This is a genomic window from Amycolatopsis sp. CA-128772 (assembly GCF_002904295.1).
Classification (GTDB): Bacteria; Actinomycetota; Actinomycetes; order Mycobacteriales; family Pseudonocardiaceae; genus Amycolatopsis.
In genome coordinates, this window is sequence record NZ_PPHG01000079.1 from 47,019 (window position 1) to 62,586 (window position 15,568).

The 15,568-nt window shown below is 72.2% G+C and carries 15 protein-coding genes; 8 read left to right on the top strand and 7 right to left on the bottom strand.

Annotated features, from left to right (window positions below):
* The first annotated feature begins 70 nt into the window (after nucleotides 1-70).
* Nucleotides 71-1,204, top strand: a complete 1,134-nt coding sequence (locus tag C2L59_RS32520; RefSeq protein ID WP_103353362.1) for a GuaB3 family IMP dehydrogenase-related protein — start codon at nucleotides 71-73, stop codon at nucleotides 1,202-1,204.
* Here C2L59_RS32520 and C2L59_RS32525 read toward each other — a convergent pair.
* Nucleotides 1,188-1,382: a DUF397 domain-containing protein gene (locus C2L59_RS32525; protein ID WP_103353363.1), complete on the bottom strand. Its 195-nt coding sequence runs from the start codon at nucleotides 1,380-1,382 to the stop codon at nucleotides 1,188-1,190. The genes C2L59_RS32520 and C2L59_RS32525 overlap by 17 nt on opposite strands.
* Nucleotides 1,383-1,537: 155 nt before the next feature.
* Here C2L59_RS32525 and C2L59_RS32530 point away from each other — a divergent pair, with 155 nt between their 5' ends.
* From C2L59_RS32530 to C2L59_RS32540, 3 genes are all read left to right on the top strand, one after another.
* Nucleotides 1,538-3,250 carry a GMC family oxidoreductase gene (locus C2L59_RS32530; protein WP_103353364.1) on the top strand — a complete coding sequence of 571 codons (1,713 nt, stop codon included), beginning with the start codon at nucleotides 1,538-1,540 and terminating at the stop codon, nucleotides 3,248-3,250.
* A 10-nt stretch (nucleotides 3,251-3,260) separates the two neighbouring features.
* Complete coding sequence (locus C2L59_RS32535; protein ID WP_103353365.1) at nucleotides 3,261-3,968, top strand: maleylpyruvate isomerase family mycothiol-dependent enzyme; 708 nt, start codon at nucleotides 3,261-3,263, stop codon at nucleotides 3,966-3,968.
* Between the two features lie 72 nt (nucleotides 3,969-4,040).
* Entirely contained in the window at nucleotides 4,041-5,543 is a 1,503-nt protein-coding gene (locus tag C2L59_RS32540) for an FAD-binding oxidoreductase (RefSeq protein ID WP_103353366.1), read from the top strand.
* Here C2L59_RS32540 and C2L59_RS32545 read toward each other — a convergent pair.
* A complete protein-coding gene (locus C2L59_RS32545) occupies nucleotides 5,540-6,985 on the bottom strand; it encodes an aldehyde dehydrogenase family protein (RefSeq protein ID WP_103353367.1) in 1,446 nt (481 codons plus the stop codon). The two genes, C2L59_RS32540 and C2L59_RS32545, sit on opposite strands and share 4 nt — an antisense overlap.
* 55 nt (nucleotides 6,986-7,040) lie before the next feature.
* The gene (locus tag C2L59_RS32550; RefSeq protein WP_103353368.1) at nucleotides 7,041-8,075 is read right to left on the bottom strand and encodes a zinc-dependent alcohol dehydrogenase family protein; all 1,035 of its coding nucleotides are present in this window, start codon (nucleotides 8,073-8,075) and stop codon (nucleotides 7,041-7,043) included.
* Between the two features lie 74 nt (nucleotides 8,076-8,149).
* Here C2L59_RS32550 and C2L59_RS32555 point away from each other — a divergent pair, with 74 nt between their 5' ends.
* Complete coding sequence (locus C2L59_RS32555) at nucleotides 8,150-8,755, top strand: rhomboid family intramembrane serine protease (protein ID WP_103353369.1); 606 nt, start codon at nucleotides 8,150-8,152, stop codon at nucleotides 8,753-8,755.
* On the opposite strand, the gene C2L59_RS32560 is transcribed toward C2L59_RS32555, so the two are convergent.
* A complete protein-coding gene (locus C2L59_RS32560; RefSeq protein WP_103353370.1) occupies nucleotides 8,723-9,268 on the bottom strand; it encodes a DinB family protein in 546 nt (181 codons plus the stop codon). The two genes, C2L59_RS32555 and C2L59_RS32560, sit on opposite strands and share 33 nt — an antisense overlap.
* A 109-nt stretch (nucleotides 9,269-9,377) precedes the next feature.
* Here C2L59_RS32560 and guaA point away from each other — a divergent pair, with 109 nt between their 5' ends.
* Nucleotides 9,378-10,934, top strand: a complete 1,557-nt coding sequence (gene guaA, locus C2L59_RS32565) for a glutamine-hydrolyzing GMP synthase (protein WP_103353371.1) — start codon at nucleotides 9,378-9,380, stop codon at nucleotides 10,932-10,934.
* Between the two features lie 63 nt (nucleotides 10,935-10,997).
* Here the strand turns inward: guaA and C2L59_RS32570 are convergent, their stop codons facing one another.
* Nucleotides 10,998-11,237, bottom strand: a complete 240-nt coding sequence (locus C2L59_RS32570) for a hypothetical protein (protein WP_103353372.1) — start codon at nucleotides 11,235-11,237, stop codon at nucleotides 10,998-11,000.
* Nucleotides 11,230-12,504 (bottom strand): PspC domain-containing protein, encoded by a 1,275-nt coding sequence (locus tag C2L59_RS32575; protein WP_103353373.1) that lies wholly within the window; start codon nucleotides 12,502-12,504, stop codon nucleotides 11,230-11,232. The genes C2L59_RS32570 and C2L59_RS32575 overlap by 8 nt, the downstream gene beginning before the upstream one ends.
* 118 nt (nucleotides 12,505-12,622) lie before the next feature.
* Between C2L59_RS32575 and C2L59_RS32580 the strand changes: the two genes are divergently transcribed.
* Entirely contained in the window at nucleotides 12,623-13,918 is a 1,296-nt protein-coding gene (locus tag C2L59_RS32580; RefSeq protein WP_103353374.1) for an ATP-binding protein, read from the top strand.
* Nucleotides 13,919-13,925: 7 nt separating this feature from the next.
* Entirely contained in the window at nucleotides 13,926-14,606 is a 681-nt protein-coding gene (locus C2L59_RS32585) for a response regulator transcription factor (protein ID WP_103353375.1), read from the top strand.
* On the opposite strand, the gene C2L59_RS32590 is transcribed toward C2L59_RS32585, so the two are convergent.
* Nucleotides 14,603-15,505, bottom strand: a complete 903-nt coding sequence (locus C2L59_RS32590; protein ID WP_103353376.1) for a DMT family transporter — start codon at nucleotides 15,503-15,505, stop codon at nucleotides 14,603-14,605. The genes C2L59_RS32585 and C2L59_RS32590 overlap by 4 nt on opposite strands.
* Nucleotides 15,506-15,568: the final 63 nt, after the last annotated feature.

Consider the following 15,568-nt stretch of genomic DNA (forward strand, 5'->3'; position numbering starts at 1 on the left):
TGCGCGGGTCACCCACGCGGCCTAGCGACAATGGGGCACGGCAGATTGTCGTCGGCGGAGGAGGCTTCACGTGCGGGACCTGGTCGAGATCGGGATGGGCCGCACCGCGCGGCGGGCGTATGACCTCGACGACGTCGAGATCGTGCCGTCACGGCGGACTCGCTCGTCCTCGGTGGTGTCCACCGCCTGGCAGATCGACGCGTACCGCTTCGACCTGCCGCTCGTCACCCACCCGACCGACGCGATCGTCTCGCCCGGCACCGCGGTGGCCGTCGGCGAGCTCGGCGGCCTCGGCGTGCTGAACGCCGAAGGGCTCTGGGCGCGGCACGCGAACGTCGAGGACGCCATCTTCCAGCTGGTCCGCGCGGCGGAGGACCTCGAAGACCCGACCGCGGTCGGCCGCGTGCTGCAGGAGCTGCACGCCGCGCCGATCCGGCTCGACCTGCTGACCGAGGCGATCAAGACGGTCCGCGAATCCGGCGTCACGGTGGCCGCGCGCGTCAGCCCGCAGCACGCCGCCGAGCTGACGCCCGACCTGATCGCGGCCGGGGTGGAGATCCTGGTCGTGCAGGGCACGATCATCTCCGCCGAGCACGTCCAGCGCGACGCCGAGCCGCTGAACCTCAAGGACTTCATCGGCCGCCTCGACGTCCCGGTGATCGCCGGCGGCGTCAGCGACTACCGCACGGCGATGCACCTGATGCGCACCGGCGCCGCGGGTGTCATCGTCGGCCACGGCTACACCCCGGGCGTGACGAGCACCGACCGCGTGCTCGGCATCGGCGTCCCGATGGCCACCGCGATCATCGACGCCGCGGCCGCCCGCCGCGACTACCTCGACGAGACGGGCGGCCGGTACGTGCACGTCCTCGCCGACGGCGGCATGACGGTGTCGGGTGACATCGCCAAGGCCATCGCGTGCGGCGCGGACGCCGTCATGCTCGGCTCCCCGCTGGCCGCCGCGTCGGACGCGCCCGGACAGGGCCTGTACTGGACGGCGGCGGCCGCGCACCCGTCGCTGCCGCGCTCGCGCGTGGCGGCCGGGCCGGACTACGCCGTCGACCTCAAGACCCTGCTGTTCGGGCCGTCGTCCGACGCGGAAGGCGTGGTGAACCTCTTCGGGGCGCTTCGCCGGGCGATGGCGAAGACGGGCTACTCGGACCTCAAGGAGTTCCAGCGGGTCGGGCTCACCGTTCGCCGGTGAGCCGCGCGAGGAACGCGGCGAAGGCGTCGGCGGAGTAGACGAGCACCCGGCCGGGCGCCGGGTGCTTGGTGTCCCGGACGCCGACGACGCCGGGGCCTGTGCCGATCTCGACGCAGGCGTTCTCTTCGAAGTGGCTGTGGCTCGACTTGCGCCACCCGGTGAGCGTTCGTGAGCTCATCGCGGTGCCTCCCTGGAAATGGTGTCCCGCCCGACGGTGCGTCGCGACGTGGACATCACGCACCTTCGAAGGTACCCATTGTTGTCATCCGACAAGCGTAACTGGCCGGTAACTTACCTCTGGTCAGAACGCGGAGCCGGAGTTACGCTCCAGGTGTGACTGCCAGTAACACCACCACCAGTGCGGGTGGCCCCGACTACGACGTCGTCGTGGTGGGGTCGGGGTTCGGCGGCAGCGTCGCGGCGCTGCGGCTCACCGAGAAGGGCTACCGGGTAGCCGTCGTCGAGGCCGGGCGCCGGTTCGCCGACGACGAGTTCGCGAAGACGTCGTGGGACCTCAAGCGCTACCTCTGGGCGCCGCAGGTCGGCTGCTACGGGATCCAGCGCATCCACATGCTCAACGACGTCATGGTGCTGGCCGGGGCGGGTGTCGGCGGCGGTTCGCTGGTCTACGCGAACACGCTGTACCGGCCGCTCAAGCCGTTCTACCGCGACCGGCAGTGGTCCCACATCACCGACTGGGAGGCCGAGCTCGCGCCGCACTACGACCAGGCGAGCCGGATGCTGGGCGTCGTCACGAACCCGACCATGACCCCGTCGGACGTCGTGATGCGCGATGTCGCGAAGGACATGGGCGTCGCCGATTCGTTCCACCCGACGCCGGTCGGCGTCTACTTCGGCAAGCCGGGCTCGAAGGCCGCGGATCCGTACTTCGGGGGCGCCGGCCCCGAGCGCGTCGGCTGCACCGAGTGCGGCTCGTGCATGACCGGCTGCCGCGTCGGGGCGAAGAACACGCTGGTCAAGAACTACCTGTACCTCGCCGAGCAGGACGGCGCGAAGGTCATCCCGCTGACGACGGTGACCTCGGTGCGGCCGATCGAGGGCGGCTACGAAGTTTCGTTGAAGAAGACCGGGACGACGTCCCGCCGCTTCCGGACGACGATCACGGCCGGGAAGGTCGTCTTCGCCGCGGGGACGTGGGGCACCCAGAACCTGCTGCACAAGATGAAGGACACGGGCACGCTGCCCCGGCTTTCGCGCCGGCTCGGCGAGCTGACCCGCACCAACTCCGAGGCGATCATCGGCGCGGCCCGCACCGAGGTCGACGAGAGCCGCAACTTCAGCCGCGGGGTTGCCATCACGTCGTCGATCCACCCGGACGAGAACACCCACATCGAGCCGGTCCGCTACGGCAAGGGCAGCAACGCGATGAGCCTGCTGCAGACGATCGCGACGGACGGCGCTTCGCCGGTGCCGCGGTGGCGCCAGGCCGTCACGTTCATGGCGAAGCACCCGATCCAGGCGGCGAAGCTGCTCAACGGCTACCGCTGGTCCGAGCGCACGGTGATCCTGCTGGTGATGCAGAGCCTGGACAACTCGATCACGACGTACACGCGCCGGGGTCTTTTCGGGCGGCGCAAGTACACGTCCAAGCAGGGCCACGGCGAGCCGAACCCGAGCTTCATCCCGGCGGGCCACGAAGCCAATGAGCGCACGGCGGACCGCATCGGCGGCATCGCGGGCGGCACGTGGGGCGAAATCTTCGACATCCCCCTGACGGCCCACTTCATCGGCGGCGTCCCGATCGGCGCGACCGCGGAGGAGGGCGTGATCGACCCGTACCACCGGGTGTTCGGCTACCCGGGCCTGTCGGTGGTGGACGGCGCGGCGATCACGGCCAACCTGGGCGTGAACCCCTCGCTGACGATCACGGCCCAGGCCGAGCGCGCATTCTCGTTCTGGCCGAACAAGGGCGAGGAGGACCAGCGCCCGCGGCAGGACGCGGAGTACGTGCGGCTGGAGCCGATCGCGCCGAAGAACCCGGCCGTCCCGGCGGATGCTCCCGCCGCACTGCGCCGATCCTCCTAGACTCGGGGCCGTGACGGCATCCGACAAGGCACATGCCCTGCTCGACGGGGTCCGGAAACTCGATGACGAATGGGCGCGGGCCATCGGCAGCCTCGGGGAACCCGAGCTGCGGGCGCCCAGTGCCCTGCCCGGGTGGTCGCGCGCGCACGTTCTCGCGCACGTCGCCCGCAATGCCGATGGGCTGCGCAACCTGCTGACCTGGGCCGACACCGGTGTCGAGACCCCGATGTACCCGAGTCCCGAGGCTCGCGACCGGGACATCGAAACCGGCGCCCAGCGCGCGGCCGCCGAGCTGCTCGCGGACTTCGTCGCCTCGGCTGGGCGGTTCGAGCAGTACGCCGCCGGGCTGGCCGATGACGTCTGGGCGCGGGAAGTGCGCAACCGGCAGGGCCAGCCCGTCACCGGGGCCGTCGTCGCGCGGATGCGGCTGTCCGAACTCGCCGTCCACCTCGCCGACCTCGGCCGCGGCTACGACCTCGACCGGGTGCTCGCGCTGCTCGGGCCGCTCGCCGAGGACGTCGTCCAGCACGCCGTCACCTCGCGTGCGGCCCACCTGCCCGCCCTGCACCTGGTCGCCGACGGGTTCGAGTGGACGATGGGGGCCGCGCCGAAGACCACCGTCCGCGGGTCCGCCGGGGCGCTGCTGGCCTGGCTCAGCGGGCGCTCCGACGGCGCCGCGCTCGACGGTGCCGTGCCTCCGCTGCCGGCCTGGGCGTGACCGGTCCGCTCCGTCCGGTGAACGCCTTGCGCCCGCTCTACACTGGGCGTTCCCGGCACCGAGGAGTCCGCTGTGGACAGTGAGCACGACCAGGGACGGCCCGGCGTCCCGCGGAGGGCGTTCCTGCGGATCGCGGGCGTCTCCGCGGCCGGCGCCGTCGTCGCCGCATGCGGGCCGGAGACGCCCTCGGCGCCGGTCGCCTCGACCGCTCCGGCGGTGACCTCGTCCGCGCCGCCGGCCACCCGGTTGCCGACCGGGCCGCCGAACTGGGACGAGCTGCGCAGCCAGCTGACCGGTGACCTGATCCGCCCGGGCGTCGACGCCTACGCCACCGCCAAGCGCGGGTTCAACCAGCTCTTCGACGGCAACAACCCGGTCGCCGTGGCGACCGCGCAGACCGTCCAGGACGTCCAGGCCTGCCTCAAGGCCGCCGCCGGGCGAGTGACCATCGCCGCGCGCAGCGGCGGCCACAGCTACGCCGGCTACTCCGTGCCCGAGGGCGGGCTGGTCGTCGACGTGGCCGGGCTGAACAAGGTCGACGTCCAGGGCAGCAAGGCGGTGATCGGCGCCGGCGCGAAGCTGAAGGACGTCTACGCCGGGCTGGCGCGGGCCGGGCGCGCACTGCCCGCCGGGTCGTGCCCGACGGTCGGGATCGCCGGGCTGACCCTCGGCGGCGGCATCGGCGTGCTCGCCCGCAAGTACGGCCTGACCTGCGACCACCTGAGTTCCGCGCAGGTCGTCACGGCCGACGGCCGGACGCTCACCGCGTCCGCGGACTCCGAACCGGACCTGTTCTGGGCTCTGCGCGGCGGGGGCGGCGGCAACTTCGGCATCGTCACCGAGTTCACCTTCGACACCGATCCGGCGCCGGACCTGACCGTGTTCTCCCTGCACTTCCCGGCCGGGTCCGCGGCGAACGTGCTCGGCGCGTGGCAGCAGTGGATCGCCGCGATGCCGCCGGAACTGTGGGCGAACCTGGTGCTCTCGGGCGGGGCGCCGGTCCAGTGCCGCGTCGGCGGCTGCTACGTCGGCGGCGCGGCCGGGCTCAACACGCTGCTGAACAACCTGACCACCAACGCCGCCGCGCGGCCGACGCAGCGGGTGGTGAAGAGCCTGGACTACCTGGGCGCCATGAAGTACTTCGAGGGCAGTTCGAACCGCCAGTCGTTTCTCGCGTCGTCGCGGATCATCACCGCCCCGGTCGACGCGGCGAAGCTCGTCGCGGTCACCGACGGCCGCGCGGGTACGGATCTGCTCGTCGACGGCCTCGGCGGCGCGGTTGCCGCCCCGGCCAAGGACGCCACCGCGTTCTGGCACCGCGACGCGCTGGCCAGCATCCAGGTCTACGCACCGGCGACGGCGAAGACCCGCGGGAAGGTCGCGCAGTCGATCGGCGAGGTCGTGGCCGGCCTCGCCGACGCCGGCGCGGCCGGCGGGTACGTCAACTACATCGATCCGGCCCTGCCCGACTGGAAGACCGCCTACTACGGCGACAACGCGAAACGGCTCGAGGACGTCTCGAAGAAGTACGACCCGCAGAACGTCTTCCGGTTCGGGCAGGGCGTCGTCAGCTAGAGGTCGATCCCGGTGAAGACCGTGACGCGCTCCTCGGTGAGGTCGTGCATCGCGGCCAGCACGCCTTCTCGGCCGACGCCGGAGCCCTTGACGCCGCCGTAGGGCATCTGGTCGGCGCGGTAGGACGGGACGTCGCCGATGATCACGCCGCCGACCTCGAGCTCGGCCGACGCGTGGAAGGCCAGCTGGACGTCCGTGGTGAAGACGCCGGCCTGCAGGCCGTACGCGGATTCGTTGACCGCGCGGAAGGCGTCGTCCACACCGTCCACAACGGACACCGCGAGCACCGGGCCGAAGATCTCCTCGTTCCACGCCTTGGTGTCCGCGGGGACGTCGGTGAGCAGGGTCGGGGCGACGGTCGCGCCGTCGCGGGTGCCGCCGGTGAGCACCTTCGCGCCGGCCTCGACGGCTTCGTCGATCCAGGCGACGATCCGCTCGGCGGCGGCTTCGTCGACCACCGGGCCGACGTCGGTGTTGCGGTCGTACGGGTCGCCGGTGCGCTGCGATTCGACGGCTTCCACCAGCGCGGGCACGAACTCCTCGGCCACCGCGGCGTCCACGATCACCCGCTGCACCGCGATGCAGGACTGGCCGGCCTGGTAGTTGCCGAAGGTGGCGATCCGGTGCGCGGCGCCTTCGGGATCGGGCCAGTCGCGCAGCACGACGGCCGCCGCGTTGCCGCCGAGCTCCAGCACGACGTGCTTGCGCGGGGCGGCGTCCTTGAGCGACCAGCCGACCGGGCCGGAGCCGGTGAACGACACGACGGGCAGCCGCGGGTCGGCGACGAGCGCCTGCGTTTCCTCGTTTCCCAGCGGCAGCACGGAAAACGCGCCTTCCGGCAGGTCCGTCTCGGCCAGGATCTCGCCGAGGACGAGCGCCGACAACGGCGTCCGCGGCGCGGGCTTGACGATGATCGGCGCGCCGATCGCCAGCGACGGCGCCACCTTGTGCGCCACCAGGTTGAGCGGGAAGTTGAACGGCGCGATGCCGAGCACCGGCCCGCGTGGGACACGCCGGGTCAGCGCCAGCCGCGCTTCGCCGGCGGGGTCGGTGTCGAGGCGCTGGACTTCGCCGGTGAAGCGGCGCGCCTCCTCGGCGGCGATGCGGAACACCGACACCGCGCGCTTGACCTCGGCTTCGGCCCACTTGAGCGGTTTGCCGTTTTCGGCGGTGATCACTTCGGCGATTTCCTCGGCGCGCGCGGCGAGCACGCGGGAGACGTGGTCGAGCGCGCCCGCACGCAGGTGCGCGGGGGTGCGCCGGAACTCCTTGGCGACCGCCGCGGCGGCGGCCACCGCGCGTTCGACCTGCTCCGGCCCGGGCACGGCGACCGTGGCGACCTCGCTGCCGTCGTACGGGTGGTGCACGACGAGGGTGGTGGCGCCCGCCTCGGGGCGGCCGGCGATCCAGGCGGGACGCGGCTCGGGGGTGATCATGTCCATGCGTACCAACGTAATCCGGGTGGGGCCGCGACCGGCGGACCCCCACCCGGACGGGTCACGGCTTGATGAGCACCTTCAGCGCTTCGCGGTCGGCCATCGCGCGGTAGCCGTCCGGCACGCCCTCGACGTCGATGGTCCGGTCGAAGACCCGGCCGGGCCGGTACTCGCCGTCGAGGACGTCCGGCAGCAGCTGAGGGATGTAGTGCCGGGCCGGCGCGACCCCGCCGGTGACGGTGACGTTGCGGCGGAACACACCCACCCCGATCGGCCCGTCTTCGTACTGCGGCAGCCCGACCCGGCTGACCGCACCGCCCGCGCGGACGACCCCGAGGCCCATCTCGAACGCGCCCTTCGTGCCGACGCACTCGAGAACGGCGTGCGTCCCCCGGCCGTCCGTCAGCTCGCGCACCCTCTCGACGCCCTCGTCCCCGCGCTCGGCGACGACGTCGGTCGCGCCGAACTCGCGGCCGAGGTCGGTGCGCGCCCGGTGGCGTCCCATGAGGACGACCCGCTCGGCCCCCAGCCGCTTCGCCGCGAGAACGGCGCAGAGGCCGACGGCGCCGTCGCCGATCACGGTGACGTTCTGGCCCGCGCGCACGCCCGCCTTCACGGCGGCGTGGTGGCCGGTGGAGAAGACGTCCGACAGCGTCAGCAGCGACGCGAGCAGGTCGTCGTCTTCGGTGGGTGGCAGCTTGACCAGCGTGCCGTCGGCCTGCGGCACGCGGACCGCCTCGCCCTGCCCGCCGTCGACGCCCTTGGCGCCCCAGCCGCCGCCGTGCAGGCAGGAGGTCTGCAGCCCTTCGCGGCAGAACTCGCAGGTGTTGTCGGACCAGACGAACGGCGCGACGGCGAGGTCGCCCTTCTTGACGGTGGTCACGTCGGCGCCGGTTTCCTCGACGACGCCGAGGAACTCGTGCCCGATGCGGCGGCCGTGCTCGCTGGGTGCCATGCCGGCGTACGGCCACAGGTCGCTGCCGCAGATGCAGGACCGGACGACCCGGAGGACGACGTCGGTCGGCTCGGCCAGCTTCGGGTCCGGCACGGTCTCGACCCGGATGTCGCCGGCACCGTAGATGACTGTCGCTCGCATACTGGGGCCTTCCCTGGGCTGAACGTGACAAACGTCGGGAGTGCGGCGGCGGTGGCGCGCCTAGATTTTCGGTCATGACCCCGCGCACCGCATCCCGCAACCCGTTCGCGGCGCTCGCCCCGTTGACCCGCCGCCCGTACCTCACCGCCGTGGTCTTCGCGGTGACGCTGGCCTGCGGGATCGCGCAGCTGGTGCACCCGCCGCTCTACGACGCGATGCACCGCGACGCGGCCCGCATCGACGCGGGCGAGTGGTACCGCCTGGTCACCGGCATGTTCTTCCAGGACGGGTGGGCGTTCGGCCTGACGTCGAACCTGGTCTGGCTGGCGGTGTTCGGCACGCTCGCCGAGCGCGTCTTCGGCCGGGCGAAGTGGCTGCTGCTCTACTTCGGCTGCGGCCTGTTCGGGCAGTTCACGAGCTACGTCTGGCTCAACCCGGTCGGCGCGGGCAATTCGATGTGCGTGGCCGGCCTGATCGGCGCTCTCGCAGCCGTGGTCATGGTGGCTTCGCGCCGCTACGGCGTGGTGCTGCCAGGCCAGTTCCGGGTCATCGCCTTCGCCGCGCCGGTGCTGGCCGTGGTGGACACGCTGGTGCACGACAACCACGGCCTCCCGCTGCTGCTCGGCCTGGCGCTGGGTTTCCTGCTGCTACCGGCTCCGGTACAGGTCGCGCAGCAGTAGGACCTCGGCGCAGTGGTGGATCAGCTCGCGGTGGATGTGCAGCACGAGCGTCGCCATCGGGTACTCCGCGTACGGCCCCTCCGCCGGCCCGCACGGCCGCGCCAGACCGTCCTCGTCCAGCGACTGCACCCCGGCGACCCACTGCGCGTACAGCCGGTCGAGTTCCGCGAGGGCCTCGGCGGCGGTCCCCGGGTACGGGTAGGTCTGGTAGCCGATCGGCGCCCCGCCGAAGTGCGAGCCGATCCGCGCGCCCAGCACGCCGACCAGGATGTGGCCGAGCCGCCAGGCGATCGTCGTGACCGGCGGGGGCGTCGGTTCGGGGTGGGCGAAGTCGATGGTGAACGGGCCGGTGCCCGGTTCGTCGTCCGACTTCCGCGGGCGGACGGTCCAGCAGCCCGCGACCGGCTCCCAGAGGTACTCGTCGTCGGTGAGCCCATCGAGCTTCGGGCGGACCAGCACCTTCCAGTGGAAGTCGAGCTGGTCGGTCAGTTCCTTCGTCCAGTTCACGGCCATGCTCCGCACCGTAGGCCCGGTTGAGGACAGCACCGGCCCTGAATCCCGGGTGACCCGGCCCACCTGGGACGATGGGGGCCGAAACCCACCGTTGCCAGGAGGTCGCCAGGTGCCCAGTCCCACCGGTCCGGTTCTCGTCGTGGACTTCGGGGCGCAGTACGCGCAGCTGATCGCCCGGCGCGTCCGCGAGGCACAGATCTACTCGGAGGTCGTCCCGCACAGCGCGTCCACCGAAGAGATCCTCGCGAAGAACCCCGCGGCCATCATCCTGTCCGGCGGCCCTTCGAGCGTGTACGCCGAAGGCGCCCCGGCCATGGACCCGAAGCTCACCGAAGCGGGCGTGCCGATGTTCGGCATCTGCTACGGCCACCAGCTGCTGGCCAGCGCGCTCGGCGGGGTCGTCGAGCCGACCGGCGTCCGCGAGTTCGGCCGCACCGAGGTCCGCGTGACCGGTGACGGCGGGGTGCTGCACGCCGGCCTGCCCGCGCACCAGCCCGCGTGGATGAGCCACAACGACAGCGTCACCAAGGCGCCGGAAGGCTCGGTCGTCACCGCGTCCTCCGACGGCGCCGAGGTCGCCGGCTTCGAGGACGTCGGGCGCCGCTTCGCCGGCGTCCAGTACCACCCGGAGGTCGCGCACTCGCCGCACGGCCAGGAGGTGCTGCGCCGGTTCCTGCGCGACATCGCCGGCATCGAGCCGCAGTGGACGACGTCGTCGATCGTCGAGGAGCAGGTCAGGCGGATCAGCGACCAGATCGGTGACGGCCGGGCGATCTGCGGGCTGTCCGGCGGCGTTGACTCCGCCGTCGCGGCCGCGCTGGTCCAGCGGGCCATCGGCGACCGGCTGACCTGCGTGTTCGTCGACCACGGCCTGCTGCGGGCCGGCGAGCGCACCCAGGTCGAGCAGGACTTCGTGTCCGCCACCGGGGTCAACCTGGTCACCATCGACGCCCGCGAGCGGTTCCTGGGCGCGCTCGCCGGCGTCACCGACCCGGAGCAGAAGCGCAAGATCATCGGCCGCGAGTTCATCCGCGTCTTCGAGCAGGCCGAGCGCGATCTCAAGGCGCAGGGCGACTACAAGTTCCTGGTCCAGGGCACGCTGTACCCGGACGTCGTCGAGTCCGGCGGCGGCGAGGGCACGGCCAACATCAAGAGCCACCACAACGTCGGCGGCCTGCCGGACGACCTCGAGTTCGAGCTGGTCGAGCCGCTGCGGCTGCTGTTCAAGGACGAGGTCCGCCGCGTCGGCCTGGAGCTGGGCCTGCCCGAGACGATCGTGCAGCGCCAGCCGTTCCCCGGCCCCGGCCTGGGCATCCGCATCATCGGCGCGGTCGACCAGGAACGCCTCGACACCTTGCGCGCGGCCGACCTGATCGCCCGCGAGGAGCTGACGGCGGCCGGGCTGGACCGCAGCATCTGGCAGTGCCCGGTGGTGCTGCTGGCGGACGTCCGCAGCGTCGGCGTCCAGGGCGACGGCCGGACCTACGGCCACCCGGTGGTGCTGCGCCCGGTGTCCTCGGAGGACGCGATGACCGCGGACTGGACGCGCCTGCCCTACGAGGTCCTGGAGCGGATCTCCACGCGCATCACCAACGAGGTGGCGGAGGTCAACCGGGTGGTACTGGACGTGACGTCCAAGCCGCCGGGCACCATCGAGTGGGAGTGAGCCTCCCGTGGACGAGGCTCGAGGCCCCGGCGTGGGATCCGGGGCCTCGAGGGTTTTCGGGGGTCAGCGCCGCCGCTTGCCGCCGAACGACGCGCCGAGGAGCAGCAGCCCCACGAGCACCGCGCCGCCGGCGATCACCCAGCGGAAGTCGAACGACGGCAGCCAGCTCGCGCCGTCCGAGAGGACGTACGCCGACACCAGCAGCGTCGCGATCCCGACGATCAGGGTGAAGACGTCGAAGCCACCGCGGCGGACCGGCTCGGTGCCGGTTTCGTCGTAGGCGTAAGGGCTCTGGTCAGGCACGCCGCACCTCCACGTTGCCCACACTGTTCGAGACGTGCAGGGTGATCTTCTGGCCGCCGACGCCGTCGGTGCCGTTGTCCGTCCCGCTCAGCGCTTCCTGGTCGACGCCGTCGGTCGAGCGGCCGAAGCAGGTGGCCTCGCCGGCGCCGGTGCGGCAGTCGAAGGTGACGTCCGCGGTCGCCGGCACGAGCACCGTGGTGTCACCCGCGCCGTTGGAGACGGTCGTCGAGTACGGCGCGCCCTCGGGCAGGTCGGTCAGGTCGAGCCGGATGTCGCCGGCCGCGTGCTGGTAGAGCGGCTTCAGATCGGTCAGGGCCTGCGGGGTCTCCCCGAGGTCGCCGAACCCACCGCGGAGGTTGATGTCCTGGAACGGCGCGGTGGTCAGCACCATCCCGACGATCGCCAGCGGCACCGCGAGCCCGATCAGGCCGCGCCCGCCCCCGGCGAACGCGCCGGCGACCAGGCCGACCCCGACGACGCCGAGCACCAGGCCGATGACGTGCTGCGCGGAGAACCAGCCGGCCCCGTCGAGGCTGGCGAGCACGCCGGCACCGGCGGTCAGCACGGCGAGCGCGAAGGTGGCCGAGCCGACCTTCGACCGGTGCCGCCGCTGCGGTGACCGGTAGGACGGCGGCGGAGACGCGGGCCGCGGCTCCTGCACGGCCGGCGCGTCGGGCAGGTCCCAGCCGGCCGGGTCGGCGGCGAGCGGGTCCCAGCCCCGGGCCGGCGACGGCGCCTCGGCGGTGTCGGTCATGGTGAAGGCTCCGTTTCCGGTGAAGGCCGGGTAGGACGTCCGCGCGGCAACGGGCGCGGGCCGGTTCAGGTGACCGCGGCTGCGGTGCAGCAGGTAGAGCGCGGCGGCGATGAGCGCGCAGCTGATAAGGCCTCCGCCGTCGAACCACGAGCCGGTGATGGAACCCCCGGTGCTGACGACGGTGAGCACGAGCAGCACGACGGCGAAGGCCGGCGAAACCGACGACCGGCCGCGCCCGATGAGGCTCTCGAAGCCGGACACCTCGTCGCTCTCCGCGGGCAGGAACAGCCAGCCCAGCAGGTAGAACGGAATCCCGAAGCCGCCGAAGATCGTCGTGACGACCAACGCGATCCGCACGACGACGGGATCGACGCCGTACCGGTACCCGATGGCGGCGGCCACCCCGGCGAGCTTCCGCCCGGCGTGCGGCCGCCGCGGCCGGCTGGCCCAAAAGTCCTTCACGGTCTCCTCGAAGCCGTTCAGGACCCCCGGCTTCTCACTCGCACCACTCATACCGAGAAGCATGCGGCACGGGTGACGGCGGGACATCCGGGATGGTCCCTGAGGTTTCCCGGCCGCGGCCGCCGGTGTGGATCAGGGGTTTCCCCGATGGAACCCCGCGCCGCAGCGTGTGACCATGGACGGCGTGCAGGATGCCCTCGACCACGTCGTCACCGAGCAGGTGACCGTCCTGGAGAAGCCCAAGATGTTCCGGCGCCGGTCCGGGCGGGCGATCGCCGGCGTCGCCGGTGGGCTCGCGGACCACCTCGGCGTGCCGGTCCTCTGGGTGCGGACCGTCTTCGCGCTGCTCGCCGCCCTCAACGGGGCCGGCCTGCTCGCCTACGGTCTCCTCTGGGTCTTCGTCCAGCAGCAGACCGAAGAAACGGCGAAAGCCCCCACCTCCAAGGAACGCCAGCAGGCGTTCGGGCTGATCGCGCTCGGGGTCGGCCTCGCCGTGGCCAGCGGGACGCTCACCGGGTTCATCAGCGGCTGGGTCGCCGTGCCGCTCGCCGTCGCCATGATCGGTCTCGCCGTCGTCTGGCGCGAAGCCGACGAGTCGCAGCGGCGCCGCTGGCGCGTCGGCGCGAAAGACGGCTTCGCGGGCGCGTTCCTCGGCGGGGGCGGCTGGTCGGCCGCCATCCGGATCGTCGCCGGGGTCGCGCTGGTGATCACCGGCATCGGCGTCGTCGTGCTCCGCAGCGGCAGCCTCGACCAGGTCCAGTTCGCGCTGATCGCCGTCATCGCCACCCTGATCGGGGTGGCCGTGCTGACCGTGCCGTTCTGGCTGCGCCTGGTCCGGGACCTCTCCGACGAGCGCAAGGCCCGCATCCGCACCGACGAACGCGCCGAAATCGCCGCCCACCTGCACGACTCCGTACTGCAGACGCTCGCGTTGATCCAGAAGCAGAGCGAACAGCCCCGCGAGGTCGCGCGGCTGGCCCGCAGCCAGGAGCGCGAGCTGCGCGGCTGGCTCTACGGCCCCAACGGCTACGGCAAGCCGTCGGAGAAGCCCGAAGTAGCGACGGGGCAGCTTTCGGAAGCGCTCGCCACGGCGTGCGGCGAGGTCGAGGACACCTTCGCCATCTCCGTCGGCCAGGTCGTCGTCGGCGACGCCGAGCTGGACGAATCGCTGGCCGCGCTCGTCCAAGCCGCCCGCGAGGCCATCGTCAACGCCGCCAAGCACGCGGGCGTCGAGGAGGTCAGCGTCTTCGCCGAGGTCGAGCCGACGTCGGTGACGGTGTTCGTCCGCGACCGCGGCAAGGGCTTCGACCCCGACCTCGTCCCGGACGACCGCCACGGCCTCGCCGACTCGATCCGCGGCCGGATGACCCGCCACGGCGGTACGTGCAAGGTCCGGACCGCGCCGGGGGAGGGCACCGAGGTGCAGCTCGCCATGCCGGTGAAAGCGGGCAAGGGAGCGGCGTGAGGCGGCTATGCTCGACGACGTGACGGACAGCCAGCGCGAACCGGTCAAGGTGTTCCTCGTCGACGATCACGCGCTGTTCCGCGCGGGGGTCCGCACCGAGCTCGACTCGATCACCGACGAGGTCCGCGTCGTCGGCGAGGCGGGTTCGGTCGCCGAAGCGGTCGCCGGCATCGCCCGCACGAAGCCGCAGGTGGTCCTGCTCGACGTGCACATGCCCGACGGCGGCGGCGCCGAGGTGCTGCGCCGCGTCCGGCCCGAGCTGCCGGACGTCGTGTTCCTGGCCCTGTCGGTCTCCGACGCGGCCGAGGACGTCATCGCGGTCATCCGCGCCGGCGCGCGCGGATACGTCACGAAGACGATCTCGTCGAAGGAACTGGTCCGCGCGGTGGTCCGCGTTTCGGACGGCGACGCGGTGTTCTCGCCGCGCCTGGCCGGCTTCGTCCTGGACGCCTTCGCCGACCGCCCGGGTTCGGCCCCGATCAACGACCCCGAGCTCGACCTCCTGACCCCCCGCGAGCGCGACGTCCTGCGGCTGCTGGCCCGCGGGTACGCCTACAAGGAGATCGCGTCGGAGCTGTTCATCTCGGTGAAGACGGTCGAGACGCACGTGTCGAGCGTCCTGCGGAAGACCCAGCTGTCGAACCGCTACGAGCTTTCCCGCTGGGCCTCCGACCGCCGCCTCGTCTAGACGCGTTCCAGCACCGGCTCCACCGGCGCCCGCTTCGGCAGGCGCGTCAACGCGACCCCGCCGAGCACGACCACCATGCCCGCGATCACCCGCAGGTGCAGCTGCTCGCCCAGGAACAGCGCGCCCAGCAGCACGGACACCACCGGCAGCAGGTAGCCGACCACCGACGCCGCCACCGCGCCTTCGCTGGCCAGCAGCTGGTAGTTCAGCGCGAACGCGATGCCCGTCGAGCCGATGCCCAGTACCAGCACCGCCAGCAGCGGACCGGTCGACACGTGCACCGGCGTGAACCCGCCCGCCGGCAGGGCCAGCACCAGCATTCCGCTGGCCAGCAGCATCTGCCCCGCCGAAGTCGCGTACGGCGACAACGAGGCGTCCGACAGGTACTTGCCCTCGTAGACGAACGCGAAGCCGTAGCTGGCCGCCGCCGCGAGGCACGCCAGCGCCCCCCAGCTCAGCAGGCCCGATGCCTGCCACGGCGCGAAGATCAGGAGGATGCCGCCGAGGCCCACGACCAGGCCGGCCAGCCGCGCCCCCGTCATCCGCGACGACGTGCCCATCAGCGGCGCGGCGAGCAGCACCCACAGCGGCGTCGTCGAGTTCAGCACGCCGGTGATGCCCGAATCGACCGTCGTCTCGCCGATCGCGAACAGCAGGAACGGCAGCGCGTTGTGGAAGAACGCCGCGACGGCCAAGTGGCCCCACATCCGGCGGTCGCGCGGCAGCCGGGCCCGCTGCAGGCGGCACAGCACCAGCAGCATGACCGCGCCGAGCACGAGCCGCGCCAGCACGAGCTGGACCGGCGAGAACATCCCCAGCCCGAGCTTGATCCAGAAGAAACTCGAGCCCCACATCAGCGCCAGCGCGGCGATCCTGAGCAGGGTCTTCGTCTCGCCCACCCCAGTCCTCCTTCGATCCCAGCGCCAGCTTCGCCCGCGCGAGACGTAAGGACAAGCGAAAAT

Coding starts and splice junctions, on each gene's coding strand:
- C2L59_RS32525 (WP_103353363.1), bottom strand. CDS start 1,382: ATGAGCTCACGAACGCTCACCGGGTGGCGCAAGTCGAGCCACAGCCAC.
- C2L59_RS32545 (WP_103353367.1), bottom strand. CDS start 6,985: ATGGACATGATCACCCCCGAGCCGCGTCCCGCCTGGATCGCCGGCCGC.
- C2L59_RS32550 (WP_103353368.1), bottom strand. CDS start 8,075: ATGCGAGCGACAGTCATCTACGGTGCCGGCGACATCCGGGTCGAGACC.
- C2L59_RS32555 (WP_103353369.1), top strand. CDS start 8,150: ATGACCCCGCGCACCGCATCCCGCAACCCGTTCGCGGCGCTCGCCCCG.
- C2L59_RS32560 (WP_103353370.1), bottom strand. CDS start 9,268: ATGGCCGTGAACTGGACGAAGGAACTGACCGACCAGCTCGACTTCCAC.
- C2L59_RS32575 (WP_103353373.1), bottom strand. CDS start 12,504: ATGAGTGGTGCGAGTGAGAAGCCGGGGGTCCTGAACGGCTTCGAGGAG.
- C2L59_RS32585 (WP_103353375.1), top strand. CDS start 13,926: ATGCTCGACGACGTGACGGACAGCCAGCGCGAACCGGTCAAGGTGTTC.